This is a genomic window from Cytobacillus sp. C11.1, assembly GCF_058145115.1.
Genome location: NZ_CM176935.1, coordinates 1,051,597 through 1,075,656, shown reverse-complemented (window position 1 = coordinate 1,075,656; position 24,060 = coordinate 1,051,597). Strand labels below are relative to the sequence as shown.

At 43.7% G+C, this 24,060-nt stretch carries 26 protein-coding genes and 1 pseudogene; 2 read left to right on the top strand and 25 right to left on the bottom strand.

Annotation, left to right across the window (positions count from 1 at the left end):
* Positions 1 to 52 precede the first annotated feature (52 nt).
* The 22 genes and pseudogenes from atpB to prfA all read right to left on the bottom strand — a co-directional run bounded on the left by atpB (position 53) and on the right by prfA (position 20,376).
* The gene (gene atpB, locus AC3ZVC_RS05460; protein ID WP_214725829.1) at positions 53 to 766 is read right to left on the bottom strand and encodes a F0F1 ATP synthase subunit A; all 714 of its coding nucleotides are present in this window, start codon (positions 764 to 766) and stop codon (positions 53 to 55) included.
* 21 nt (positions 767 to 787) lie between these two features.
* The gene (locus tag AC3ZVC_RS05455) at positions 788 to 1,162 is read right to left on the bottom strand and encodes an ATP synthase subunit I (RefSeq protein WP_214725830.1); all 375 of its coding nucleotides are present in this window, start codon (positions 1,160 to 1,162) and stop codon (positions 788 to 790) included.
* A gap of 5 nt (positions 1,163 to 1,167) precedes the next feature.
* Entirely contained in the window at positions 1,168 to 1,389 is a 222-nt protein-coding gene (locus tag AC3ZVC_RS05450) for an AtpZ/AtpI family protein (protein ID WP_048007940.1), read from the bottom strand.
* 384 nt (positions 1,390 to 1,773) lie between these two features.
* The gene (locus tag AC3ZVC_RS05445) at positions 1,774 to 4,041 is read right to left on the bottom strand and encodes a S8 family serine peptidase (protein WP_490066857.1); all 2,268 of its coding nucleotides are present in this window, start codon (positions 4,039 to 4,041) and stop codon (positions 1,774 to 1,776) included.
* A 363-nt stretch (positions 4,042 to 4,404) separates the two neighbouring features.
* Complete coding sequence (locus tag AC3ZVC_RS05440) at positions 4,405 to 4,644, bottom strand: hypothetical protein (protein WP_214725832.1); 240 nt, start codon at positions 4,642 to 4,644, stop codon at positions 4,405 to 4,407.
* A gap of 87 nt (positions 4,645 to 4,731) precedes the next feature.
* Positions 4,732 to 5,328 (bottom strand): hypothetical protein, encoded by a 597-nt coding sequence (locus tag AC3ZVC_RS05435; RefSeq protein WP_490066854.1) that lies wholly within the window; start codon positions 5,326 to 5,328, stop codon positions 4,732 to 4,734.
* A 551-nt stretch (positions 5,329 to 5,879) separates the two neighbouring features.
* Positions 5,880 to 7,031: a non-hydrolyzing UDP-N-acetylglucosamine 2-epimerase gene (gene wecB, locus AC3ZVC_RS05430; RefSeq protein ID WP_490066852.1), complete on the bottom strand. Its 1,152-nt coding sequence runs from the start codon at positions 7,029 to 7,031 to the stop codon at positions 5,880 to 5,882.
* Between the two features lie 61 nt (positions 7,032 to 7,092).
* Positions 7,093 to 7,722, bottom strand: coding sequence for a uracil phosphoribosyltransferase (gene upp / locus AC3ZVC_RS05425; RefSeq protein ID WP_110063723.1), 630 nt, complete (start codon positions 7,720 to 7,722; stop codon positions 7,093 to 7,095).
* A gap of 205 nt (positions 7,723 to 7,927) precedes the next feature.
* Complete coding sequence (gene glyA / locus AC3ZVC_RS05420) at positions 7,928 to 9,169, bottom strand: serine hydroxymethyltransferase (protein ID WP_490066850.1); 1,242 nt, start codon at positions 9,167 to 9,169, stop codon at positions 7,928 to 7,930.
* 222 nt (positions 9,170 to 9,391) lie between these two features.
* The gene (locus AC3ZVC_RS05415) at positions 9,392 to 10,387 is read right to left on the bottom strand and encodes an anti-sigma factor (protein ID WP_490066849.1); all 996 of its coding nucleotides are present in this window, start codon (positions 10,385 to 10,387) and stop codon (positions 9,392 to 9,394) included.
* A complete protein-coding gene (locus tag AC3ZVC_RS05410; RefSeq protein WP_490066845.1) occupies positions 10,380 to 10,913 on the bottom strand; it encodes an RNA polymerase sigma factor in 534 nt (177 codons plus the stop codon). The genes AC3ZVC_RS05415 and AC3ZVC_RS05410 overlap by 8 nt, the downstream gene beginning before the upstream one ends.
* A 174-nt stretch (positions 10,914 to 11,087) precedes the next feature.
* Entirely contained in the window at positions 11,088 to 11,651 is a 564-nt protein-coding gene (locus AC3ZVC_RS05405) for a TIGR01440 family protein (protein WP_490068841.1), read from the bottom strand.
* A 64-nt stretch (positions 11,652 to 11,715) separates the two neighbouring features.
* Positions 11,716 to 12,156 (bottom strand): ribose 5-phosphate isomerase B, encoded by a 441-nt coding sequence (rpiB, locus tag AC3ZVC_RS05400; RefSeq protein WP_214725838.1) that lies wholly within the window; start codon positions 12,154 to 12,156, stop codon positions 11,716 to 11,718.
* Positions 12,157 to 12,298: 142 nt separating this feature from the next.
* Positions 12,299 to 13,594 carry a methyl-accepting chemotaxis protein gene (locus tag AC3ZVC_RS05395; protein ID WP_490066842.1) on the bottom strand — a complete coding sequence of 432 codons (1,296 nt, stop codon included), beginning with the start codon at positions 13,592 to 13,594 and terminating at the stop codon, positions 12,299 to 12,301.
* A 15-nt stretch (positions 13,595 to 13,609) separates the two neighbouring features.
* Positions 13,610 to 14,059, bottom strand: a complete 450-nt coding sequence (locus AC3ZVC_RS05390) for a low molecular weight protein arginine phosphatase (protein ID WP_490066840.1) — start codon at positions 14,057 to 14,059, stop codon at positions 13,610 to 13,612.
* Between the two features lie 241 nt (positions 14,060 to 14,300).
* Positions 14,301 to 14,852 carry a manganese efflux pump MntP gene (locus AC3ZVC_RS05385; RefSeq protein WP_490066838.1) on the bottom strand — a complete coding sequence of 184 codons (552 nt, stop codon included), beginning with the start codon at positions 14,850 to 14,852 and terminating at the stop codon, positions 14,301 to 14,303.
* Between the two features lie 259 nt (positions 14,853 to 15,111).
* Positions 15,112 to 16,152: an L-threonylcarbamoyladenylate synthase gene (locus AC3ZVC_RS05380; RefSeq protein WP_490066836.1), complete on the bottom strand. Its 1,041-nt coding sequence runs from the start codon at positions 16,150 to 16,152 to the stop codon at positions 15,112 to 15,114.
* Between the two features lie 176 nt (positions 16,153 to 16,328).
* Complete coding sequence (locus AC3ZVC_RS05375; RefSeq protein ID WP_490066834.1) at positions 16,329 to 16,775, bottom strand: GNAT family N-acetyltransferase; 447 nt, start codon at positions 16,773 to 16,775, stop codon at positions 16,329 to 16,331.
* A gap of 164 nt (positions 16,776 to 16,939) precedes the next feature.
* A complete protein-coding gene (locus tag AC3ZVC_RS05370) occupies positions 16,940 to 17,320 on the bottom strand; it encodes a KGG domain-containing protein (protein WP_490066832.1) in 381 nt (126 codons plus the stop codon).
* Between the two features lie 258 nt (positions 17,321 to 17,578).
* Complete coding sequence (gene spoIIR, locus AC3ZVC_RS05365; RefSeq protein ID WP_490066831.1) at positions 17,579 to 18,271, bottom strand: stage II sporulation protein R; 693 nt, start codon at positions 18,269 to 18,271, stop codon at positions 17,579 to 17,581.
* A gap of 170 nt (positions 18,272 to 18,441) precedes the next feature.
* Positions 18,442 to 19,295: pseudogene (prmC, locus tag AC3ZVC_RS05360) on the bottom strand (peptide chain release factor N(5)-glutamine methyltransferase).
* Between the two features lie 7 nt (positions 19,296 to 19,302).
* Entirely contained in the window at positions 19,303 to 20,376 is a 1,074-nt protein-coding gene (gene prfA, locus AC3ZVC_RS05355; protein WP_490066829.1) for a peptide chain release factor 1, read from the bottom strand.
* A 216-nt stretch (positions 20,377 to 20,592) separates the two neighbouring features.
* Here prfA and AC3ZVC_RS05350 point away from each other — a divergent pair, with 216 nt between their 5' ends.
* Positions 20,593 to 21,252 carry a GntR family transcriptional regulator gene (locus tag AC3ZVC_RS05350; RefSeq protein ID WP_490066827.1) on the top strand — a complete coding sequence of 220 codons (660 nt, stop codon included), beginning with the start codon at positions 20,593 to 20,595 and terminating at the stop codon, positions 21,250 to 21,252.
* A gap of 11 nt (positions 21,253 to 21,263) precedes the next feature.
* A complete protein-coding gene (locus tag AC3ZVC_RS05345; RefSeq protein WP_490066825.1) occupies positions 21,264 to 22,226 on the top strand; it encodes a DMT family transporter in 963 nt (320 codons plus the stop codon).
* Positions 22,227 to 22,252: 26 nt separating this feature from the next.
* Here the strand turns inward: AC3ZVC_RS05345 and AC3ZVC_RS05340 are convergent, their stop codons facing one another.
* From AC3ZVC_RS05340 to rpmE, 3 genes are all read right to left on the bottom strand, one after another.
* Complete coding sequence (locus tag AC3ZVC_RS05340) at positions 22,253 to 22,693, bottom strand: hypothetical protein (RefSeq protein WP_490066824.1); 441 nt, start codon at positions 22,691 to 22,693, stop codon at positions 22,253 to 22,255.
* Between the two features lie 292 nt (positions 22,694 to 22,985).
* Positions 22,986 to 23,606, bottom strand: coding sequence for a thymidine kinase (locus tag AC3ZVC_RS05335; protein WP_490066822.1), 621 nt, complete (start codon positions 23,604 to 23,606; stop codon positions 22,986 to 22,988).
* 228 nt (positions 23,607 to 23,834) lie between these two features.
* Complete coding sequence (rpmE, locus tag AC3ZVC_RS05330) at positions 23,835 to 24,047, bottom strand: 50S ribosomal protein L31 (RefSeq protein ID WP_009332279.1); 213 nt, start codon at positions 24,045 to 24,047, stop codon at positions 23,835 to 23,837.
* Between the last annotated feature and the right edge of the window lie 13 nt (positions 24,048 to 24,060).

Sequence of the window (24,060 nt, the reverse complement as noted above, 5' to 3'; positions counted from 1 at the left end):
ATAAAAAATTATTTGTTTAAAATGTTTTGTCCATAAAATGAACAGGTATATATTAATGGTCATGGCTCACTTTGTGTGCCATATAAACCATTGTTAACATACAGAAAATGAATGCCTGGATAGATCCGACAAAGATTGAGAATCCTTGCCATACAATTGTTGGCAGGATTGCTGCAAGCATACCGCCTACCCCTGCATGTGCAAGTCCTCCGACAAGCAATGTCAGCAGGATTTCACCTGCGTAGATATTACCGTAAAGACGAAGTCCCAGTGTTAGAGTGTTTGCAAACTCTTCAATGATTTTCAATGGGAACAAGAAAGGCATTGGCCTGAAGAATTCCCGGCCGTATTCTCCTACTCCTTTTAGCTTGACGCCATAGTAATGCGATAGCCCCACAACCATAGCCGCTAAAGTTAAGGTGATAACCGGATCGGCTGTTGGCGATTTCCACCATAAAGTGTGATCATAAGTGATCGCAAACGGAAGTCCGAGCATGTTTGATACAAAGATATACATGATCAGGGTTAATCCAAGAATATGGAATCTTCCGCCTGTTTTCCAGTCCATCGTGCTGTTAATGATATTCTTAACAAAGTCCATAATCCATTCGAAAAAGTTTTGCATTCCCGCTGGTTTCATGGCAAGCTGACGGGTGGAAAGCAAAGCAATAATGAATACAACAGCACTTGCCACTGTAATCATCAGTACATTAGATAAGTTAAAATTCAATCCTAAAAATTCTACTATAGGAGCTTCATGATGCAATAGTGTTCACCTCTCTTCCCGCTATTTACGTAAATGAAAAGATTGAAGAAAATAATCTATCATAATGACAATATAGGATGTCATTAATCCAAATACAACACTGAGCAGATGCAGCTTTTCAGGATATTCCAGAGCGATCATGACAGCAAGAACTGCCGTAGCCATTCTGGATACCGTCCCAAGGGAGCGCACCTTCTCGCCTCTCTCGACTGCCTCTCCAAATTGCAGCGTCTTTCTTGCCATCAGCCACAAATTGAACAGACTTAGGCTTGTACCAAGGATCAAGCCGAGAAAAACAGATTGATAAGGCGTAAAACCCCAGCCGAGAACGTATACAGACAACAACAGGAATATGTATTTTCGCTGTCTTTGAAAAATTGCTTTGATTTCCGGCATGATGTTTATTCTCCTGTGAAGAAATGTTGGATTAAGCGAAGCATGGCGTAAATCCCAGCGCCCAGTCCAATGAACAAGCCGATTAAAAGAAATAACGGCTCGGTTCCTGCCTTGCTGTCAAGCCACCTTCCGGCGAAAATGCCAATGAGCGTGGAACCAACTAATTGAGAAAGAATGGCGGACATTAAGGCCATCGCCTTAAATGGGTTGCGGTCTTTTTGACGCATAAAAACGCATCCTCCCTTAAGAGAATGGTGAGTGGGTTTTGAGGCCATAATTAATCACATTTACATCATGCAGAAGTGGGAAATATGTCTGCACAAATATTTTGAAAACCCTATCATCTTTTACCCTTTGTAAGCATACAATAGGGCATTGTCAATGTCAATGCGTTTGGAGTGAAAAAGTTCACAAACAAAAAGGTAAAAATATGGTATGTTCACATATTTATCACAATTAATTTTTCCCATTCTATTGAAAAAGGAGCGAGTTTCTGCTTCGCCCCTGAAAACGCTCTATTTTTGCGGTTTTTAAATGATTGACTATGTTAAATTTACCTGTTGATTTAGCGAATCACGGTTGGTCTGTGTGCCAATATGCATATACACAGCCTATTCATTCACTAAATCCTTGCTAGTTCCTGAAGGCTCCGGTTCTCCGATTTGTCCATCCGGTCTGATAAAGAGATAAGTCTCAATCCAATCTTCTTTGCCTGCTTTTTTAGCGAACACCTTGGCAAGGTACAAACCTGGTCCAGGAAGTTTGTCAGCAGAGATCTCCTGCAGAAGCTGTCCCTTGCCTACATTCCTTTTCCAGTCCAGAAATCCCATGAAGCGAAGGCTTTCCGAATCAAACATGGCTATTCCGAATTCCTCTGCCCCGCCCGGCAAATATACTTCATATCTATATGTCTTCTCTTTATCCCCTTTTCCAAGACCAAATCCCATTACCCTTGGATAATTTGGCTCCTCCAGAACATAGAGATAGGGAATCCTCATTTCTTCACTTCCAGCTGACATCACTAAGCTTCCATCATAAATTTTTTTCTTCAATAAAGTAGGATCTACCGACATCTTAATTTCAAGCTTCTTTTTCTCGCCTGGCTTCAATTGAAAAGACTTTGGCATTTCCCAGTTGATGCCCTGTTCTTTATACGGGATGGAGAATGAATAAGATTTGTTTTTATTACTTATGTTTTCAACCGTTACATAGCTCTTGTGCTCATGCAGCCTGTCTGCTATTTGGAATTTCCCGAACTGCAGGGAGGCTGGAAGGATAACCGTTTCCGTTCGCAATGCTTTCTCCAGCTGAATCCTGCCGGCTCCCTGCTCGTATGTTCGATAAAGTTTTCCCTCATTATTAACAAGCGGCTTTGCCGTATTCATCAGCGCAGCTTTAATTTTCTCAGGCCCCCAATCAGGATGAGCCTGTTTCAGGATAGCGCACGCCCCCGCGACATGGGGAGCAGCCATGCTGGTTCCTTGTAAAGGGAGATACCCTCCCGGAATGGTACTATTGATTGCTACACCAGGAGCTACTACATCCGGTTTGATTTCCCAAGTGGATGTAACCGGTCCGCGTGAGCTAAAGTCAGCCAAAATATCCTTTTCTTCTATTATATAAGTACGGCCGAGGAGCTTTCTCTTTTCAGTAAGCTTTCTGAGTTCTTCCCCTTCTTCCTTGGATAATGCCGCAACAGGGATTGGAACTCCACTATCCAGATTGCCAAAGAATCTTCCCTTAGTGTTATTAAAAATGATAATCCCTTCAGCACCAGCCTCCAATGCATTGACCGCCTTATCAGTAAAAGTCAGTTCGCCTCTTTCCACTAAAACAATCTTTCCATCCGCATTTTTTAATTCTTCCTTGCGCCCAATTCCCCCATATACAATCTCATAGGAACGGTCGAACTCCCAATCCTTTGAACCTTGAAGAAGATCCAGCCTGATCCTTCGCCCGCCAGCGTTTAGAATCGGCACCTTCATCGTCGGAGTTGAAGCACCAACAGAAATTGCTTTTGAAGCGGTACCCGGTGAACCAACTGTCCATATATTCGGACCGGAGTTGCCTGAGGAGGTGACTGCCGTAATCCCCTTTTCAACCGCCTTATTAAGTGCGAGGCTAATTGGAAGGTCCGGACCGTTTACGTTATTTCCTAAGGAAAGATTTACTACATCCACCTTGTCCTTTATGGCCTGGTCAATAGCCGCAATGACCTGTTCCGTTGTTCCGCTGCCGCCTGGCCCTAGTGCACGGTAAGCGATAATCGTTGCTTCTGGCGCCACTCCTTGAACTTTTCCATTAGCAGCAATGATGCCTGCAACATGGGTGCCGTGCAGTGTGCCCTGTCCCCCTGCTGCTTTCGTTTCCATCGGATCCTTATCCTGATCAACCAGGTCATGGCCGCCCCCGTAGCTTCTTCTTAAATCAGGGTGGTTATAATCAATGCCCGTATCAATGACGCCAATTTTTACACCCTTGCCTGTCAGGCGCCGGTTGTTTTGATCAAAAAACCCTCTGACGGCTGTGCCTCCAATCAGCTTGATATTATCTCCGGAATGAACAAAATAAGTATTAACCGGGGATACAGCTGAAACACCTTCTTGATTAAGCAGGCTAGTCAAAGCAGACTGCTTCCCTTTAACAGAAAAACCATTTAGCGCCTGTTTGTATACATGCCTTATTTGCAGATCCGGATGACGCTCGATCAGCTTTTTAATTTCCAGGTCATCCTTTTCCTCTTTAAGGACAACAATGGCCACCTTTTCGATATCAGGTGATTCTTTCGGAAGAGGAGGGTGTGAAAGAGTGCGGCCTGAAACAGGATTTTGGCCTACTATTGTTAGCACGATTGTAAAAATCACCAAGAATTTTTTCATAAAAAAGTCCACCCTCTTTTTGTTTTAGGGTGGGCTGATTATAGGGTGAGTATGCGTGTTTGTTTTACTAAGGCTGTTTTCGCAAACTTTGTTGTTTTTTAACAAGTAGCAAGGAGAGGTTGATTTCCGCTCCAGGATGCTCGCTTTCCGCGGGGCGGGCGGTGAGCCTCCTCGGCACGTAGCGCCTGTGGGGTCTCACCTGTCCCACTCCTCCCGCAGGAGTCTCGCACCTTACGCTCCAATCAACCAGCCTTTTTTATCAATGTTTCTTATCACAAAGTCTGTAAAAAAACAACAATCTTTTACAAGAGCCATTTATAAAAATCGCCGGCCATCATACAACGCTGCGGCTATTTATATATATTAAAATAACTGGTTCGGTTCGAGCCTTCCTTTTTGTATCAAACGATCGCGCTTTTTATCTCTCCACATGTCTATTAGCGTTGCAGAAATTAATAATAATGTAAGGACAACGCCTTTGCCTTCTGCCAGTTTAAATACCAAGGCAATAAGACCTTCCGACATTAAAGTTCCCATTAATGATCCAAGCAACAAGATGATCCAGAGAATCAAAACTGCCTCTATTACTGCCAAAGCTCTCATTTTTTCAACCTCCCGGGTATTTAAATCATTATGCCAATACCCTGTTGCTATCCGTTTAAACGTAAAATTCTAAAAACCTGCCTTCTTTCACTTTCCAAATAGCTTTTGCCAGAGGGTTTTGCTTTTTTCAGCCTCCACTGCACTCGCTACTTCTTCCACAGACTTTTGCGTTGCCATGAGCTTTTCATAAAGGGTAGTGACTTTTTCGCTTTCTTGCTCATTCCCTTGTTCCTGGGCCAGTCTTAAATCGTCGATCGTCATTTTGAGCTCTTGAACTTCATGGATGAGCTGTTTGTTTTGCTCTCTGATTTTATTTTGCTGAAGGCGGGACTGTTCATTTTGCTGAACCAGAAAACTGACAAGCTTTTTCATATCAGTAAGCTCATGATTCACATTCATGAGCGATGTGCTGCTGCTTTCTTCCTCATCCTCCACTGTAATGGTGACCGGGAATCCAGCTTCTTCAAGCTTTGTTGTTACTTCTTCTTTCTTTAATCCATCTGAATATAATTTTCTGATTAATTTCAGCTTCTCAATTTCCGAAGCCTGTATTTTATAACGATTATGTTCTTTTTTAAAATGTATGTATTCTGCATGCTCCTGCAAATAACGCTTCAAACTATTTTCTGGTATCTCCGGAAGTGCTTCTTTGAGCTCCTTCATTGTCAAATATTGATTTGCCAACGTCCTCAGCACCTTTCTTGGTTTATTGCGGATCAACCGGCAATTGATGGGTACTGTTCATAATCAACCACCTAACCGCCAACAAAACCACCACGCTTCATTTTGCAGCCTTTCCATTACCCATCGGATCAGGCACAATTAAAAATACTCCCCTATAATTCCAACAGACCTTATTACTTTACTCGTCCCAAATCACAGATATATCAACGTTTTTGTTCAAAAACCTTTACCAACCATCCAACCACCAACATACTAACCACGTCTATTTATACTAGTAAAACCGCTTCCTATCTCTATATATTCTATCATAGCTTTTTCAGCTCCTGCATAAAAGAGACTTTTAACTTAAAAAACTATTAATTACCAAGAATCTGCGCTTTAAACAATCTAACCGCCATCCACCACCTAACCACCAACATTTCAACCATTTCATTTTTACAGGTTCTCTGCCTCCTCTCCCCTCCCCTTTTAACATGCATCGGTATTTTTTCCGTAAAAAATGCACCTATCAAACGCTGCTGGAGGCAGTCATTTGAATAGGTGCATTTTTATTAGTTTTGCGGTTTATATTCTTCCGGACGATCACTTGTCTGCTTAAAATGATAGCGGATAGCTTCACAAATTCGTTTGGAAGCATTGCCGTCACCATATGGATTTACGGCTTTGGCCATTTTTTCGTAAGCAGCCTGGTCAGTTAAAAGCTCTGTGGCCAGTTCATAGATTGGCTGTTCTTCGATACCGGCAAGCTTTAGGGTACCCGCTTCAATCCCTTCAGGCCTTTCCGTTGTATCACGCAGTACAAGTACAGGCACGCCAAGCGATGGCGCTTCTTCCTGAACTCCGCCTGAGTCTGTTAAAATCAAATGGGCTCTGGAAGCAAAGTTGTGAAAGTCAATGACATCAAGCGGTTCAATTAAATGAATTCGGTTGTCGTCACCCAGAATTTCAGAAGCGATTTCCCTTACAGCCGGGTTAAGGTGTACAGGGTAAACCACTTGAATGTCATTCTGTTCTTCCACAAGCCTCTTAATGGCCTTGAACATGTTTCTCATCGGTTCGCCCAAGTTTTCACGGCGGTGTGCGGTCAGCAGCACAAGGCGGTCATCGCCGACTTTTTCAAGCACTTCATGATGATACTCGTCCTTAACGGTTGTTTTAAGTGCATCGATCGCTGTATTTCCTGTAATGAAAATGTTCTCGGTCGGTTTGTTTTCATTTAAAAGGTTTTCAGCTGACTTCGCTGTCGGCGAGAAATGAAGATCAGCCATAACACCTGTTAACTGGCGGTTCATTTCCTCAGGGAATGGAGAGTACTTATTCCATGTGCGCAATCCAGCTTCAACATGGCCGACTTCTATCTGATTATAGAATGCAGCAAGGCTCGCAATGAAGGTAGTGGTCGTATCGCCATGAACAAGAACAATATCGGGCTTTACTTCCTTCATGATTTTATCAAGGCCTTCCAGTCCGCGCGTTGTCACATCCACGAGTGTCTGGCGGTCTTTCATGATATTCAGGTCATAATCTGGTGTAACCTTGAAAATATTTAAAACCTGATCGAGCATTTCACGATGCTGTGCTGTTACGGTTACAATGGATTCAAAATGATCAGGATGTTTTTGCAGTTCCAGAACAAGCGGAGCCATTTTAATGGCTTCAGGCCTTGTCCCAAAAATCGTCATTACTTTAATCGGGCGATTCATTTGAAGCACCTTCCTTTTTTAAAAGATATAAGATCTTTTGTCTGCTGCATGATGTTTAAACTTATTTCGTACCGAATAAACGGTCGCCTGCATCTCCAAGTCCAGGGACAATATAGCCTTTTTCGTTCAATTTTTCGTCTAACGCCGCAATATAGATGTCAACGTCAGGGTGTGCTTCCTTTACTGCCTCTACCCCTTCAGGAGCTGCAATCAGGCACATGAATTTGATGTTTTTGCCGCCGCGCTTTTTAAGAGAGTGAATGGCTTCAACAGCAGAACCGCCAGTTGCAAGCATAGGATCGACTACGATGAAGTCTCTTTCTTCCACATCACTCGGAAGCTTTACATAGTATTCAACCGGCTGCAATGTTTCCGGATCGCGGTATAAGCCAATGTGACCTACCTTTGCAGCTGGGATCAGCTTCAGGATGCCGTCGACCATGCCGATACCCGCACGTAAAATTGGGATAATTCCAATCTTCTTGCCTGATAATACGTTGGATTTTGTAAGGCTAACAGGTGTTTCAATTTCGATTTCCTCCAAAGGCATATCACGAGTAATTTCAAATGCCATAAGTGTTGCCACTTCGTCGACAAGCTCGCGGAATTCCTTTGTTCCCGTACTTTTTTCACGAATGTATGTAAGCTTATGCTGAATTAATGGATGGTCAAAAACGTAAACCTTTGCCATGAGTATCTCTCCTTTTCAATATGCAGAATGAGTCGAACCACACTTCGTCTAATTTTACAGAAAAACAATTCCATCGGCAACTATGTTTCGCTTTTGTAAAAGAAAAGTCATTTTTCTAAGATTCCCTATTTCTATTTTTCGCATGCAAAAGCCGGTCCCAGCAATGAGACCGGCTGCTTTTTTATAACTTTCGTAAGCTTTGCTGCTATTTTTCAGGATATAAAGTGAAGCTGCCTGTTAAAGACTCTACGCGCTGAGCTGCTTCTTGAAGCTTCCCTTCATCTTCATGATTTTTTAATGTGAAGGCAATGATGGATGCGATTTCTTCCATCTCCTTTTCACCGAAGCCGCGGGAAGTAACGGCCGCTGTCCCAATGCGGACACCGCTTGTTACGAATGGGCTTTCAGGATCGAAAGGAATGGTATTTTTGTTGACCGTAATGCCGACCTCATCAAGCACCTTTTCTGCAATCTTACCAGTTAAGCCAAGGGAACGAAGGTCAACTAATAATAAGTGGTTGTCTGTGCCTGCAGAAACAAGGTCAATTCCTTCACTTTGCAATGCTTCAGCAAGCTTCTTTGCATTGGAAATGATATTTTCTGCATATGTTTTGAAATCATCTTGAAGCGCTTCGCCGAAAGCAACCGCTTTGGCAGCAATGACATGCATTAAAGGACCGCCCTGGATGCCAGGGAAAATGGATTTATCAATCTTCTTTGCATATTCTTCTTTACAAAGAATCATACCGCCTCGCGGTCCGCGCAATGTTTTATGAGTAGTGGTTGTAACAAAGTCCGCAAACGGAACCGGATTCTGATGAAGCCCAGCTGCTACAAGACCTGCGATATGAGCCATATCAACCATCAGCATCGCGCCTACTTCATCCGCTATTTCACGGAAACGTTTGAAATCAATTTCACGCGGATAGGCACTTGCACCTGCTACAATTAATTTCGGCTTATGCTGGCGTGCTTTTTCAAGCACATCATCATAGTTGATGCGATGGTTTTCTTCATCCACACCATACTCCACGAAATTATACTGAACACCGCTGAAGTTAACAGGGCTTCCGTGTGTTAAATGTCCCCCATGGGAAAGATTCATACCCAGAACAGTGTCACCCTGCTCTAATACAGTGAAATAAACAGCCATATTGGCCTGTGCGCCTGAATGCGGCTGTACATTTACATGCTCTGCTCCGAAAATTTGCTTCGCGCGGTCGCGGGCCAAATCTTCTACCACATCCACATGCTCACATCCGCCATAATAACGTCGGCCAGGATAGCCCTCAGCATATTTATTTGTTAAAACGGAACCCTGCGCTTCCATTACCGCTTCACTGACAAAGTTTTCAGAAGCGATTAATTCAATCTTTGATCTCTGGCGTCCCAACTCATCTTGAATCGACTTGAAAACTTGCTCATCCTGCTGTGCTAAATGCTTCATAAGAATCCTCCCTTTTCCTCAACACACTTTTTGTTGGTAAGAAGTCTATTTACCTTCCAGACCTGGACTGGAACTCCAGCTCCAGCGCCTGCCAAGACGCTTACACATTTCTATGTATCGTTCTTTTGTGAAAATTCTTTTTTATTTTAGCATGTTTTTTGAAAAAGTGACAGGTACCTGTACCAGTTCGTAAAAGTGGTATAGGTACCTGGCACCATCCTGTTATTCCCAGTTCCAGTAATCCAGTTCGCCAAGGTTAGGAGAGCGGATCTGTTCTTCTTCTTTAAGCTTTAATAATTCCTTTACTGGACCGGTTACGACAGCGCCGTATACTTCGAAGCCATTTTCTTTGAGATATTTATGGCGTTCTTCGAGGTGATCGAGTCCCAGGAAATTTTCATAATAGCTTTGTGATTCCTTTTCTAAAAGATTTTCCATCTGTTTAAGCATGGTCGCTTTATTTTCATCCATAAATTCCTCTGTCAGAGACAACTTTGATTCTGACATATAATCATCCCCAGCTTCCCTGGCGCCTGTTAGTCCATAAATAGAGGCTAATTCAATGGAGTCTCCTCCACTGCCATAGCCGGTCTGGAATTCCTTCAGTTCACCTGTATATAATGGCATCCAAAGAACTTCGAGGTCATAGGGCTTCAGCATTTCCATCAGCTCTTCCGGTTTCATATACGATTTTGTAGAAAACGCCAATTCCCCCACGGTTCCTTCATGAATTTTGGATAGAGAGGACCACACCTTTGGATCCTCATTGGCTGTTAGATTTGCCCCGCTATTCGGATTTTCAGGCAGGGAAAAACGATAATTGCTTTCATGGTCAGGCTCAAACCTTTGAATATTGAAGGTTGAATAAGCATTAAACAGCCTTTTCTCGATTTGGACCTCTCCAACCGCCTGATATTCCCGCCCAACCTTTCGGGTGATAGGATATGAAATTTTATGAGTCAGAAAAGCGGTTACCTCCTTGTTTGTAAAACCGCCAAAATTCTCATGAAGGTTCGGGTGTTTCCAATCAAGTGCCAGCTTGCTGTAGAAGGCATGTTTCCTTTCGGTATGAAAGGCATCCGATATGATATTCACAGCCATCATATAGACCCAGAAAAGCAGCAGGCAGGCAGCCAAAACCCTTAAGACTCTCATGGTTAATGTAAAGCGGTACTTTGTCATGATTTTCTTTTCGCGGTCTTTGTTCCAATCACTCATCTTTCTCCCTCCATTGATTGTCGGCAATCTGCGCCAGCTTTTTCCGTGCCCTATGCAGTTTCACCTTTACCTGATTTTCGGACAAATCCAGTGCCTCTTCTATTTCGCTATAGCTAAATGATTCATACTCTCTTAAATATAAGATAGAGCGGTACTGCTCCGGCAAGCATCCCAGCAGGTCCTCAACCTTTTCCTTTGTTTCTTTCTGTAATGCTGAATCCTCCGGCAATCCATATGGACTCGTCATTTCATCTTTGGAAAATAGATAATCGGCAAAAGGAATCTTTTTTCTTCTCTGCCTCTTCCTCCATTCATCCAAATAGGCATTCCTCGCTACTTTAAAAAGCCAGGCCCGCACATCCTCCTGCTGATAGAAAGAGAGAGAAACGGTTGCTCTCACGAAAGTTTCCTGCGTTAAATCCTCAGCTGTTTCCCTGGAACCGGACATTTTGTATAAATAATAATAAAGCGGCCTGGCATAATGCCGATACAAATCATCCAGCCGTTCCTGCCGGTTCTCCTTCAACGTTTCCCTCCCCCTCTCTTCAGAACCTACATCAGTAAAACGTGCAGCTCTGATAAATGTTACATCTTTTTTTCAAAATGGTACCAGGTACCTGTACCACTTCCGCCAACTGGTATAGGTACCTGGTACCAGCAGACCTTAATAAAAAAAGCCCCTCATCAAAAGGGACTTCAATTAGCATGATTCGTTTTCGGGTTTTGGTTCGTAGATCGCCCTGGCTCCGCCGATTAGTTTTGGTCTGGTTTTGGCCATGGTAACGTGGGCATTTCCGATCGACTTTTGTGAAGTCCGGATCGGGACGGCTACATGCTTCAAGTGCATGCCGATCAGCGTGTCACCGATATCGATGCCTGCATCCGCCTTGATAAACTCCACCATTACCGGGTCACGGAAGTGTCCATAGGCATATGTTGCCATCGCACCGCCGGCCGTGCGGTGGGGGATAACGGTCACTTCATCCAGGTTTTTCGCCTCGGCTGTTTCCCGTTCGACGACCAGAGCCCGGTTCAAATGTTCACAGCATTGAAATGCCAGCGACACTCCAGTATCTTTACGCAGCTTGTCCATCCGTGCGAAAATCAAGTCTGCTACTTGCTCAGTGCCGGCCGTACCAATCCGCTTGCCGGCCACCTCACTTGTGCTGCATCCCAATACAAGGATATGACGGTTATTTAAAGGAACCTGTTCGCTAAATTCATTAATAATTGCATCAAGCTCTTTTTTCCATTGTTCAATCATATCTGTCAAAAAAGCTCACCCTTTCGGAAGCTTTATTTATAATACTTTTGGTGAATTTACGCTTTTATTTTGTTTCGTATGCTGTAATTTTCCCTACACGGTTTTCATGGCGTCCGCCTTCAAAATCTGTTGAAAGCCATACTTTTGCAATTTCACGTGCCAGTCCAGGTCCAATGACGCGTTCACCCATCGCAAGAATATTGCTGTCATTATGCTCACGGGTTGCTTTTGCACTGAAAACATCATGCACAAGTGCACAGCGGATTCCTTTTACTTTATTCGCAGAAATACTCATGCCAATACCAGTGCCGCATATTAAAATGGCTTTTTCAAATTCGCCATTGGCTACCTTTTCAGCTACCGGAAGTGCATAATCCGGATAATCTACAGACGTTTCGCAGTCACAGCCAAAATCCTCATATTCAATACCCATTTCATCCATTAAGCTTTTGATTTCTTCGCGGAGATTAATTCCGCCATGGTCTGATGCAATTGCAATTTTCATCTGAAACCCTCCTGTTTGAAAAAGCGCGCATTTATATTAAAATCCTTCTCTTATTTTGACATAAAAGCAAAAAATTATAAAGAAAGTGAGCACATGTTTAAGATAAAAGAGAGCCTCAATAAGGAAGCTCCCTCTTAGCAAATTAAAGCTTAAATTTTGTGATCGTACAGTTTAATTTTTCGGCTTGCTCTTTTAGTTCAAACGCCAATTTTTCCACATTTGCCATCACAGCGGTTTGCTGTTGGGTGGCCGCAGCAACCTCCTGGGCCCCGGCAGAAGTTTCTTCGGCTATTGCCGCAACCTCCTGGGATTGGGTAGAGGTATGCTGGATGCCTTCCATTTGATTATCTACCAGGCCGGAAATTGCAGAAACGGAAGCGGCCATCTCATTCACTGTTTTGGCCATTTCCTCAATCACTTCATTTGTCTGGGTTCCTTTTTTCACTTCATTATTCGCCGTTTCTACTTGCAGTGAAATTTGCTTCACCACATTGCGGACTTCTTCCTGTATGTTTTTAATCAATTCCGAAATTCCCTGAACTGCCTGTGCACTTTCATCAGCCAGCTTCCGAACTTCTTCAGCCACGACTGCAAAGCCTCTTCCGTGATCACCGGCACGGGCTGCTTCAATGGATGCATTTAAAGCGAGGAGATTTGTCTGCGCGGCAATATCGCCAACAAGCTGGATAATCTGCTCCACCTTAACCGCATTTTCTTCAAGACGCTTAACCGTTTGCAATGACTCTTCATTATCCTGCGCCAATTTTTCAATTCCTGAGATGAGAGAATGAATGACTTTCTTCGACTCCATCAAATCCTGAACCATTTCCCCGGAAACAGTCTCGGACGCTCTCGCTTTATCCTGCACCTCTTCAGCAATGCGGATGACATCCTCCATTGATTCTGCGGTTGACTGGATCGAAACGGCCGAATTATCCGCACCCAGGGAAATCTCGCTGATGGTTCTGGCGATCGAATCTGCTTGTTCAGCAGCAACGGATGATTCCGTTGAAATCGCAATCACTTTATCATTTGTTTCTTTAAAGTTTTCATCAATTTTCTGGACCATATCTCTTAAACTGAAAAGCATATGGTTAAATGCAATGCCAAGTGAACGGATCTCATCATCCGATTTGGAAAGCTCGGCATCTGCACGAATATCCCCCTCGGCAGCCATTAAAGCTGTTTTTTCAAGCTTCTGCAAAGGCTTGATGATAAACCCTGCGGCAAAGAAGGCTAATATTCCTGACCAGATAACCCCCATACTTAATGTTAAAATACTAAAAACGACTTCTCCGAATGGAAGCGAATCTTCAATGCTCGGAAATAATACATAAAGAAAAATAGCACTTGTTGTGTATGTAATAATGGCCAATGAAGTGATAAATAAAACGAGCTTCTTCCTCAGGCCAAATTTATAACCCTTTTTCTCCCCCATTATTGTGCCTCCTGATTATTCTTTCTCTTTTTTTAAGCGGTTTAAAATCCGAGCAATACTTTCTGTCATATCTTCGAAGGTACTTCTGTATATCTCAACAGGCCCACCATAAGGGTCAATAATATCGCCTGCTCCATCCTGGCCCGCAAATTCTTTTAGCGTATACGTTTTTCCGGCTGCACCAGGAAACATAGCAAGAACCGTACCTTTATGGCCTGACGTCATCGTTAAAATATAGGTGGCCCAATCTACTAAAGCATCGGTCATGCCGGAAGATTTGTGTGCAAGCGGGATTCCCTGCTCTTCCAGCACCTTTTTCGTGTGTGCAGAAGCATCGCTTCCATCAGCAGCAAACACTCCGGCCGATTTAACCTCAACCCCAGGCAATGCCTTGCTTTTCAAAATAGCTTCTGCCATCGGGCTTCTACAAGTATTTCCTGTACAAACAAACAATACATTCGTCACAGATCGGTTCCTCCTTATTTATATCGGTTTAGATCCACAATCATTTATTATTTAAGCGGAAAAATGATACATCTGTACTTTTCTTCCATTATAAGATAAATTCCCCATAGCACATATATTAACAGGCAAAAAAGAAAAAGGGTGACAGGCACCCTTTTCATTTTTCACAAAATATTAACATTTAAACCCGGACAAGGCCGGCTGCTTCAGTATTCGACAAAATTCGGGTGGTACCTGGTACCTATAAGAATAAAAGCTTTACCCCGAACGCGAGCAGGATGGCACCGCCGAGGGCTTCGCTGTAGGAGCCCATCCATCCCTGGACTTTTCTGCCGGTGAGGAGGCCAGCCCAGGTTAGGACGGTTGCACCGATTCCGAAGAAGGTTAGGACCAGCATGGTCTTCGCTCCATAGATTCCGAGACTGAGCCCGACAGAGAAGCTATCCAGGCTGACGCTCAGCGCAAACAGCAGCAGGCCCAGACCTACCGGTGTAATCAGGCTATCCTCATCTTCCCTGAAGCTTGACCAAATCATTTGCACGCCTAATAAAAGGAGCAATCCGCCGCCAACATAGCCGGCGATAGCTCCGAATGTATTTGAAAGGAATCTGCCTGCAATCATTCCCAGCAAGGGCATCCATACATGGAAAAGTCCGATTGTAATCCCGATTTTCATTATCTGCCTAAGGCTGAGTCTGTACATCCCCATACCCAGGCCGACCGAAAAGGCATCCATCCCCAATGCGAATGCCATTAAAGCCAGTGTTAGTATTTCTCCTATCATAGCTGACATTTTTCCGCCCCCTTGGACTTGCTAATTCAGCATATGCACGTCCAAACGGTTTTAGAATGCCATTCTATTTTTGGGGAAAATCTCTTTCTTGCCTGGCTGATTTTCTTCTTTCGTCTAGGCTCTTGTTAAACTTGCCTGTTGATTTCATTATAGGCTTTTTCTACGGCCTTATCTGAATTTATGGAGTCTGGCAGGTTTTTTATAACTGCCCAAAGCAAAAAAAGCCGTCTCCATCCGAAGCGGCTCTTCCTCTAGATAATCAGCTAATGACCCGATGCCCTGCTGCTTTCATCAGCCGGTTCATGATGGCGTGGCCAACGCCTTCGTTCGGAAACATTTCACTGAAAATAATTTCAGCATCTGTATTATTAAAATGTCTTAAAGCTTCATATAGTGAGCTTGCGACAGTCTCCAGACTTTCCCGCTGTCCGCACGCAAATATATAATCGGCCTGGTAAAATCCTTCGTTTTCCGCTGTTGTCAAAACTCCTACAGAAAGTCCTTCCTGCTTTTTTTCATCAACAAGCCGCTGGATGTCTTCTCGAGTTCCTTCTACTAAATAAAGAGGAGCATCCGGTGCGTAATGACGGTACTTCATTCCAGGGGATTTCGGTGCCTGGCCCTCATCTGCTAATGCAGGATCAACAGTAACTACACCAACAACCGCTTCAAGCTGTTCCTTTGTGATACCGCCCGGCCTCAAGATGACTGGTACTTCACCAGTACAATCCAATACAGTCGATTCGACACCTACACCTGTCGGACCTCCATCCACTATACCTGCAATCCGCCCATTCAGGTCTTCCCAAACATGGTCTGCTGTCGTCGGACTTGGTCTTCCAGATCGGTTCGCACTTGGAGCTGCAATAGGAAGCCTCGTTTTTTCCAATAACGCAAGGGCTACAGGGTGATCTGGCATCCTGACTGCGACTGTGGATAACCCGGCTGTGGCGAAATCCGAAAGAACGCCTTCCTTCATATTAAAAATCAGTGTTAAGGGCCCAGGCCAAAAATACTCCATTAGCTCCAGTGCCTTTTCCGGAATTTCCTCTACAAATGCGTTCAGCTGGCTTTTTTCAGCAATGTGGATAATAAGTGGATTATCGCTTGGGCGCCCTTTTGCTCCAAAGATTTTCCTTACCGCATCATCGTCTTTTGCATTCCCGCCCAATCCATACACTGTTTCAGTCGGGAAAGCTACTACTTCATTATTTTTTAAAAGATCGGCAGCCTGTGAAAGTTGTGGGTAACTTTCTCCTTTATCCACATTTTTATCCACCGACCATCTTTTTGTAATCATTGTTATCCACCTTCATAAAAAATGTTTTTTAGCTGTCAAAATTCCTTTGTTTTCGACATTTTTTTGAACATTACTTTGGAAAGTATAGTAGAAGATGGAGGATAACTCAAGTTTTATCCACAAATTGTGTATAAATAATGCTATTTTGTGTATAACTTTGGCAACATACCCACAATTCACATGGATAATTTTAAAAAGAAAGAGTTATCCACAGTCAGAATATGTTTTACGTGATCTGATTCAAACAAAACTGCTGGCAGTTGCTCTGTTTCCTCCTGTTTAAATCCAAGCAAATGGAAAAACTCAAGTGAGTTTCTTTTATTCGAAGCGAGATATAATGAATGCAGCTTGCGATCCCTGGCCAGCATTAAGATTTGCTCGAAAAGAACGAATAAATCCTTTTCGGATGCTGAAGCTGACATAACGAGCGACCTCAACAAGCCTACCTCTCCATGGGGCTCAATTCCCAGGGTAGCTTTAATATCCCCCGAATCATTCTCCATAATCAAAAAATACTCAATCGCATCCTTAATCCCATCCGTGCTTAAATTTGCCGCTTCCAAAAATACCGCCAGTCTATCCGCATCTTCTAATTGTGCACATCGTACTACGCCTGTTTCCATTTCTTCACCCCATTTTTGTTATTGTCATTCTATGAATATGAAAAAATAGAAAAAGTAGAACAAAAAAAATACTAGATTGGACCATAAAATAAAAAACACGGCAGCTGTTATTAATCTGCTGCCGTGTTTATTTTAAAATCGTATTGAATTTTTCAGGTGAAACATTAGTCGTTAGAGTTGCCGCCTTTACGGCCGATTTCTTCATAGAAATCCCGGTCATGATTTTCACTTGTTGCTTCTCCGCCTTTTCTTCCTATTTCTTGATAGAATTCTTTGTCATGGCTTTCAGCTGTTGCTTCTCCGCCTTTTTGGCCAATTTCCTGATAGAATTCGCTATCATGGCTTTCAGCTGTCGCTTCTCCGCCTTTTTGGCCTATTTCCTGATAGAAGTCCTTATCATGGTTTTGGCTTGTAGCCTCTCCGCCTTTTGAGCCAATTTCCTGATAGAATTCTTTATCATGGTTGCGGCTTGTTGCTTCTCCGCCCATACGTCCTCTTTCTTCACGAGACATTTTATCGTTGTTTTTATTGTTGTTTTTAGCCATTATCTTTCATCTCCTTTTGTTTATGTTTTGTTGTTACACTACTTTAAATATCCGTTTTTGATAGATTCAAACGCATGAAAAGAAGATGTTAACCGCTTGTCTTAATTGTAATATTTCTTCCAGTTTCTAAAATGATTCTAAAAAAGGTCTCTATTACGCTTCACTGTTGATTTTCACTCCAATTAACAGTGTGGCAAAAACAACAGCGAGCTCTTTATCATGGCCAAAAAGAAAAGACTCGCTGCTAAAGCAAAGTCTTTATCCGAAGATCTTCTCCCATATTTCTACTAAAAAGAATTTTACTTCTACAGGCTGTTCATCCTCTTCTGTATAAACAGGGGGTGTCTCTTCCTTTTCCTCTTTCTTCGAATCTGAGGCTGCAGCGGCTACCTCTTTCTCTGCTTTTACTTCTCCCTTTTTATCGCCTTCTTCAAAACCTTCACTTACAGCCACACCGTTTGAAAAATCAAGGAAGCATAGAGGAGGAAATAACACGCACCACCAGTTAGCGCCTTTGCCTTCACCTAATGTAATTAAAATCGCTTCATACTCGCCGGCGGGATATAAAAACTGGCCGTACAGCTTTGTAGGAAAACTTACTTTTCCAAAATCCGCGTTTACCTTCTGGTCAGATCCTTCTTCTGCCACAACTTCTTCTGCAATCTCTTGAATCTCAGGCAATCTGGATTGAATCAAATCACGGGCGTCTTCAATCGATGTTAACTCTGCAACCCACTCTGTAATCTCTGAGTTTACAGCATCTCTAACTTTTCTCTTAATATCCTGATCTTCTTCATAATCACTGTTAGCCAGAATCCGAAGCCTGATTGCCTCGCTTGGAATCACCATCGGTTCATCTGCTGTCACTTCTGTTTTCGGTATATATAAACTTAGAATCGTTCCCAAGGATAAAATCAATATATATAATTTCACAATCGTTTTTGTTTTCATCTTTCCGACACCATCCCTTCACTATCCTCATTGTGGACAGGATGTCAGATTCTTAAACTATTAAAATTAAAAAAATTCCTGCTGCCATTTCCCTTCTCTAACAACCTATAAAAATCGACAAAATTCGGGTGGTACCTGGTACCTAAAAAAAGCCGCCAACCGGCGGCTTTTTATCCTATTTCTGCAAATACCATGCGGTCTTTGCCGTTGATGTCATAGACTGTTTCTACTTTTGCTTGTGGAAAGGTTTGCTGCAGAAGTGCACAGACGGCTTTACTTTGGCCGGCTCCTACTTCGAAGCCGATTAGGGCACGCTTCTTTAGAACGGCTGGCAGTTCCTCCATGAAACGCCTGTACAGGTCGAGGCCATCTTCTCCGGCAAATAGTGCGCGGTGAGGCTCATGCTTGGTTACCACGTCTGACATCCACTCTGCGTCCCTCTCTGGAATATAGGGGGGATTTGATAGGATGATATCAAACCGCTTTCCCTCCGAAATAAGCGGCTGCAGAAGGTCACCCTGCATAAATTCAATTTCAGCGCCATTTCGCTCGGCATTTTCCTGTGCCAGCTGCAGTGTCGGGCCGTAAATATCCGTTGCCGTTACGTTCAGTGCTGGCTTTTCAAGCTTTATCGTGACTGCAATCGCTCCGCTGCCTGTCCCGATATCAGCCAACTCAAGTGTATCATCATCGCTAAACAGCTTCGGAATCCTTTGCAGGGCATGATAAACAAGCTCTTCTGTTTCCGGCCTTGGAATCAGCACATCCTCGTTGACCAGAAAGGTCCGCCCGTAAAATTCTTCAGAGCCGATTATATATTGCACCGGCTGGCCTGCGGCGTGCGCATGCACAGCCTCCTGGAAAGCGTCCAGTGTCTCGGGCTGCAAATCTTCCCGCAGATTAGCCAAAAAGCTTGCTCTGCCCATCTGCATAAAGTGCTGCAATAATAATTCGCCGGCATTTTCATCGCGGTTCGCCTTTTTTAAAAAGAAGAAGCCCAATTGAGGGCTTCGTATACTTTCATGGTTTGATTACTCATTGGATGCACTGTCCAGCTTTGCAGATTGCTCTTCAACGATCAGCGCGTCAATCACTTCATCAAGCTTGCCTTGAAGAATTTGATCAAGCTTTTGGATCGTTAAGCCAATGCGGTGGTCAGTCACGCGGTTTTGCGGGAAGTTGTACGTACGGATCCGTTCTGAACGGTCACCTGTTCCTACAGCAGATTTACGCTGCTGATCGTATTCCGCCTGTGCTTCCTGCTGGAATTTATCGTACACACGTGCACGAAGTACCTTCATCGCTTTTTCCTTATTCTTGATCTGTGACTTTTCGTCCTGACAGGATACAACCGTTCCTGTCGGCAAGTGAGTTAAACGCACGGCTGACATGGTCGTGTTAACACTCTGTCCGCCCGGTCCGCTTGACGCAAATGTATCAACACGGATATCTTTTTCATGAATATCAATTTCAACTTCTTCTGCTTCAGGAAGAACGGCAACCGTTGAAGTAGAAGTATGGATACGGCCGCCAGATTCTGTTTCCGGAACACGCTGGACACGGTGTGCGCCATTTTCAAACTTAAGTTTTGAATAGGCGCCGTTTCCGTTGATCATAAAAATAATTTCCTTATATCCGCCGACACCTGTGGAGCTGGCTTCAATAACGTCGATCTTCCAGCCCTGCGCCTCGGCATAGCGGCTGTACATACGGTATAAGTCGCCCGCAAATAGAGCAGCTTCGTCACCGCCGGCTGCCCCGCGAATTTCCATAATAACGTTTTTATCATCATTAGGGTCTTTAGGAATCAAGAGGATTTTCAGACGTGCTTCCAGGTCCTCTTTTCTTTCCTCAAGCTCATCCAATTCTTCTTTTACCATTTCGCGCATTTCTGCATCAAGCTTTTCTTCCAGCATGGCACGCGCATCCTGATATTGCTCTTTCACTTCTTTATATTCGCGATATGTTTCAACAGTTTGCTGAATGTCAGACTGTTCCTTTGAATATTCACGCAGCTTTTTTGGATTATTGACAATTTCCGGATCGCTCAAAAGCTCATTTAATCTTTCATAACGGTCCTCTACAGATTGAAGACGATCAAACACAGCCATTCACCTCATTTTATCCATTAACCGCCGGACTCTGGCCAGCGGGATATATTTTAAAAATAAATTTACATCCGTAACTCCATAACATTCTAATTATAGTATAGGTGATAGTTGCAGTCAAAACCAATCGCGAATAAGGAGACAGCCCGGTTGAAGAATGGAGTTTTCTGAAAAGTCATTGCCAATTTTTGTGATATCCGATATATTGGTTTTATGAAAAATAAAAAGATTACTCCCATTAAACGTTTGTCCCTAAGAGATGAAGTTTACGAAACACTAAAGAAAAATATTGTCCAGCTTGATTTCGAGCCGGGAGCACGGCTTCATGACAAGGAACTTGCTGAAGATTTTGGGATCAGCCGGACTCCAGTCAGGGAAGCTTTAAAGCGGCTTGAGGATGAAGGGCTTGTTGAGTCAGCACCGGGCTCCTCCACCCGGGTTACACCATTAAATGAAGACGAAGCCAGCCACGCTTTTACAGTTGCAGCTGTTTTACACGCATTAGGCGCCAGGCTCGCAGTTCCCCAATTAACCGAAAGAGATTATGAGCAGTTGGAAACGGCCAATGAAGAGCTGGAATTTGCTTTGAAGCAGCAGGACATTATTGGCGCGATCCAGGCTGATGAAGCTTTCCACCAAATATATCTTCAGGCAGCAAATAATCCAGAGATCATCTCGGCTTTAAAACGGATCATGCCGAAAATTCAACGTTTGGAAATCGCTCAGTTTGGCTCTTTAAATGGCCTGAGTTCCGTTGCACAGCATAAAAAGATTATTGAAGTTAGCAGGCATAGAAATAAGGATTTGGCATCCAGGCTTGTAGAGGAAAACTGGCTGAGTCTCGGAAAGCTTTTAACAAACAAAGGAAAATGAGGTGACCTGGCTTGAAGGCAATTATATTAGGGGTTTGCTCCGCATTCTTTTTTGCGTTTACGTTCGTATTGAACCGTGCAATGGAGATGGATGGCGGCAGCTGGCTGTGGAGCGCCTCGCTCCGCTATTTCTTCATGGTTCCCCTGCTTGTCGCAATTGTAGCTTTTAGAGGAAATTTGCGCCCGCTTTTCACCGAAATGAAAAAGGCACCGGGAAAGTGGCTATTATGGAGCTTTGTAGGCTTTGGCTTATTTTATGCCCCATTATGCTTCGCCGCAGCCTACGGACCCGGATGGCTGATTGCCGGCACCTGGCAGATTACCATTATTTCCGGTTCACTCCTGGCTCCGCTTTTTTATGTTGGGTATCAATCAGGAAATGGCACAGTTCGGGTACGAGGCAAGATTCCTTATCGCGGCTTAATGATGAGCATGATTATCCTGCTCGGGGTTGCGGTCATGCAATGGGAGCACGCCTCCTCCATCTCCTGGCGCGAAACCCTGTTAGTTGTAATTCCATTAATTTTAGCATCTTTCGCCTATCCATTAGGCAACCGCAAAATGATGGATGTCTGCGAAAACCGGCTCGATGCATACCAGCGGGTGCTTGGCATGACCATTGCCAGTCTGCCCTTTTGGCTGATTCTTTCCTTAGCTGGCCTTGCTTCAGCGGGACTGCCAAGCTCAGGCCAGGTAATCCAATCCGGCTTGGTCGCCCTTTTTTCCGGTGTCTTTGCGACTGTATTGTTTTTCGCAGCCACCGACCTTGTTCGAGGCAATATGCAAAAATTAGGTGGAGTTGAAGCGACCCAATCTCTGGAGGTTCTTTTTGCTGTCGCCGGCGAGGTGGTCCTGCTATCCAGCCCGCTTCCTTCTGCCGTTTCCTTGACAGGCATGGCTCTTGTCATTGCCGGTATGGTTCTTCATAGCTATGTAACCTCCAGCAAAGTTATTTTAAAAAGAAAAGCTGCGTAAAAAAATGCCCTGTAAAGCAGGGCATTTTACGTGCGGTCTTCCTGGACTTTTACTTCAATATGATAACGAGGAAGAGCTTTTATAAGCATTTTATGCAATTGTGCTTCGGCATCAATTTTTTCCTGATTGGTCATCATGCCTTTACGGTAAGCTGTTACCCACATATCTTCTCCATTTACCCAAACAGCACCAGGGCGGTAGCCTTCATTAGCGGCAATCACCTTGCGGGCATGGTTTATATCATCCTGGTTGTCCAGGCGTTTGCCATCGAAGTTTATAAAATTCGGATTCTGGTCTCCGCTCAAAGTCCTGTCCAACGTATCATTGTCCTCTGTGCGATCCAGATCGTTGTTAATAAATGAAGTGCCATCCCTGCTCTCTTGGTTATAAGCATTCTCTGTCCCCTGATCCTGGGCACAGCCAGCCATAAATGCGAGCATCAGAATGAAAACACCAAGCTTTTTCATAACTAACACCTCCTTTTTATAGCATGTCCGCTATAAGGAGGAATGTGCGGGCCAAATTAAGGGAAATTGGGCTGCACTTTTTTGTTTATGCTCCACTTTATTTTTTTATGAACCAGTTGGGCTGTTGTATGCTTCACTTTAACTTTTTATGAACAACTTTCCAGTATTTTTGCGTCACTTTCTGAATTTATGCACCACTTCCCGGTCTGATGCGATTACAGCCCCGTCCTTTTACTCCATAAAAAAACTGCCCGGAACAACGCCAGGGCAGAGAGATCGTTAAGTATAAAAATTATGATAAAGACTCAGTTGTCTCAGGATTTTCTATAACATTGGGCGATTTGGGAACTTCATGATGATGGCGGCAGCGCGGTTCATATGCTTCTGATGCGCCAACCAGGATAACGGGATCATCGTATGAAGCTGGTTTTCCATTGATCAGGCGCTGTGTACGGCTTGCAGGCGATCCGCAAACGGCACATACAGCCTGCAGCTTTGTAACCAATTCAGCAACCGCCATGATGGCAGGCATTTGGCCAAAAGGCTCTCCGCGGAAATCCTGATCAAGTCCGGCAGCGATCACACGGTGTCCGCTGTCAGCCAGGTGCTGGATGACCTTCACGATTTCGTTATCGAAAAACTGCACCTCATCAATGGCAATCAAATCAATTTCAGGATTAATGTATTTAAAAATATCGGTAGACTGGTTTACGGGTCTAGCTATGATAGAAGTTCCATTGTGTGAAACAACAGCCTCATCACTGTACCGGTTATCAATTTGCGGCTTAAAAACAGCAATCTGCTGTTTGGCAAACTGAGCTCTTCGTACACGGCGAATCAGCTCTTCTGATTTGCCTGAAAACATGCTTCCGCAAATGACTTCCACCCATCCGTGATGATTCATAACGTACATGAACGGCCTCTCCTTCCTCGTTCTATCTAATATAATGGCTTGTAATTATTATTTTATGAAGAAAGGGTCGAGCTGTTAATATTACCTTATACTCGGGCGCTTTTTCAGAGCCTTGGGTAAAATGGCCCCGGCAAAACAGTTCTTCATATCCGCATAAAGACCGGCGTCCGGCCTTCATTAGCAATAAAAAACAGGCAAGAAAGTTAACTTGCCTGTTTTTGTTGTTTATTATTTTTGTTCTGACTTAATGCCGTATTTCTTGTTGAAACGGTCAACACGTCCGCCAGCTTCAGCGAATTTTTGACGTCCAGTATAGAATGGGTGGCACTCAGAGCAAGTCTCAACGCGGATCTCTTCTTGAACAGAACCGGTTTCGAACTCATTACCGCAAGCACATTTCACCATTGCTTTTTTATAGTTAGGATGAATTCCTGATTTCATTCTTTTCATCTCC

Excerpts from the sequence above, each read along its gene's own strand:
- AC3ZVC_RS05455 (WP_214725830.1), bottom strand. The coding sequence starts at position 1,162 with ATGCCGGAAATCAAAGCAATTTTTCAAAGACAGCGAAAATACATATTC.
- AC3ZVC_RS05450 (WP_048007940.1), bottom strand. The coding sequence starts at position 1,389 with ATGCGTCAAAAAGACCGCAACCCATTTAAGGCGATGGCCTTAATGTCC.
- AC3ZVC_RS05445 (WP_490066857.1), bottom strand. The coding sequence starts at position 4,041 with ATGAAAAAATTCTTGGTGATTTTTACAATCGTGCTAACAATAGTAGGC.
- AC3ZVC_RS05440 (WP_214725832.1), bottom strand. The coding sequence starts at position 4,644 with ATGAGAGCTTTGGCAGTAATAGAGGCAGTTTTGATTCTCTGGATCATC.
- wecB (WP_490066852.1), bottom strand. The coding sequence starts at position 7,031 with ATGAATCGCCCGATTAAAGTAATGACGATTTTTGGGACAAGGCCTGAA.
- upp (WP_110063723.1), bottom strand. The coding sequence starts at position 7,722 with ATGGCAAAGGTTTACGTTTTTGACCATCCATTAATTCAGCATAAGCTT.
- glyA (WP_490066850.1), bottom strand. The coding sequence starts at position 9,169 with ATGAAGCATTTAGCACAGCAGGATGAGCAAGTTTTCAAGTCGATTCAA.
- AC3ZVC_RS05415 (WP_490066849.1), bottom strand. The coding sequence starts at position 10,387 with ATGAGTGATTGGAACAAAGACCGCGAAAAGAAAATCATGACAAAGTAC.
- AC3ZVC_RS05405 (WP_490068841.1), bottom strand. The coding sequence starts at position 11,651 with ATGATTGAACAATGGAAAAAAGAGCTTGATGCAATTATTAATGAATTT.
- rpiB (WP_214725838.1), bottom strand. The coding sequence starts at position 12,156 with ATGAAAATTGCAATTGCATCAGACCATGGCGGAATTAATCTCCGCGAA.
- AC3ZVC_RS05395 (WP_490066842.1), bottom strand. The coding sequence starts at position 13,594 with ATGGGGGAGAAAAAGGGTTATAAATTTGGCCTGAGGAAGAAGCTCGTT.
- AC3ZVC_RS05385 (WP_490066838.1), bottom strand. The coding sequence starts at position 14,852 with ATGTCAGCTATGATAGGAGAAATACTAACACTGGCTTTAATGGCATTC.
- AC3ZVC_RS05380 (WP_490066836.1), bottom strand. The coding sequence starts at position 16,152 with ATGATTACAAAAAGATGGTCGGTGGATAAAAATGTGGATAAAGGAGAA.
- AC3ZVC_RS05375 (WP_490066834.1), bottom strand. The coding sequence starts at position 16,775 with ATGGAAACAGGCGTAGTACGATGTGCACAATTAGAAGATGCGGATAGA.
- AC3ZVC_RS05370 (WP_490066832.1), bottom strand. The coding sequence starts at position 17,320 with ATGGCTAAAAACAACAATAAAAACAACGATAAAATGTCTCGTGAAGAA.
- spoIIR (WP_490066831.1), bottom strand. The coding sequence starts at position 18,271 with ATGAAAACAAAAACGATTGTGAAATTATATATATTGATTTTATCCTTG.
- AC3ZVC_RS05350 (WP_490066827.1), top strand. The coding sequence starts at position 20,593 with ATGAAAAATAAAAAGATTACTCCCATTAAACGTTTGTCCCTAAGAGAT.
- AC3ZVC_RS05340 (WP_490066824.1), bottom strand. The coding sequence starts at position 22,693 with ATGAAAAAGCTTGGTGTTTTCATTCTGATGCTCGCATTTATGGCTGGC.
- AC3ZVC_RS05335 (WP_490066822.1), bottom strand. The coding sequence starts at position 23,606 with ATGTACGTTATGAATCATCACGGATGGGTGGAAGTCATTTGCGGAAGC.
- rpmE (WP_009332279.1), bottom strand. The coding sequence starts at position 24,047 with ATGAAATCAGGAATTCATCCTAACTATAAAAAAGCAATGGTGAAATGT.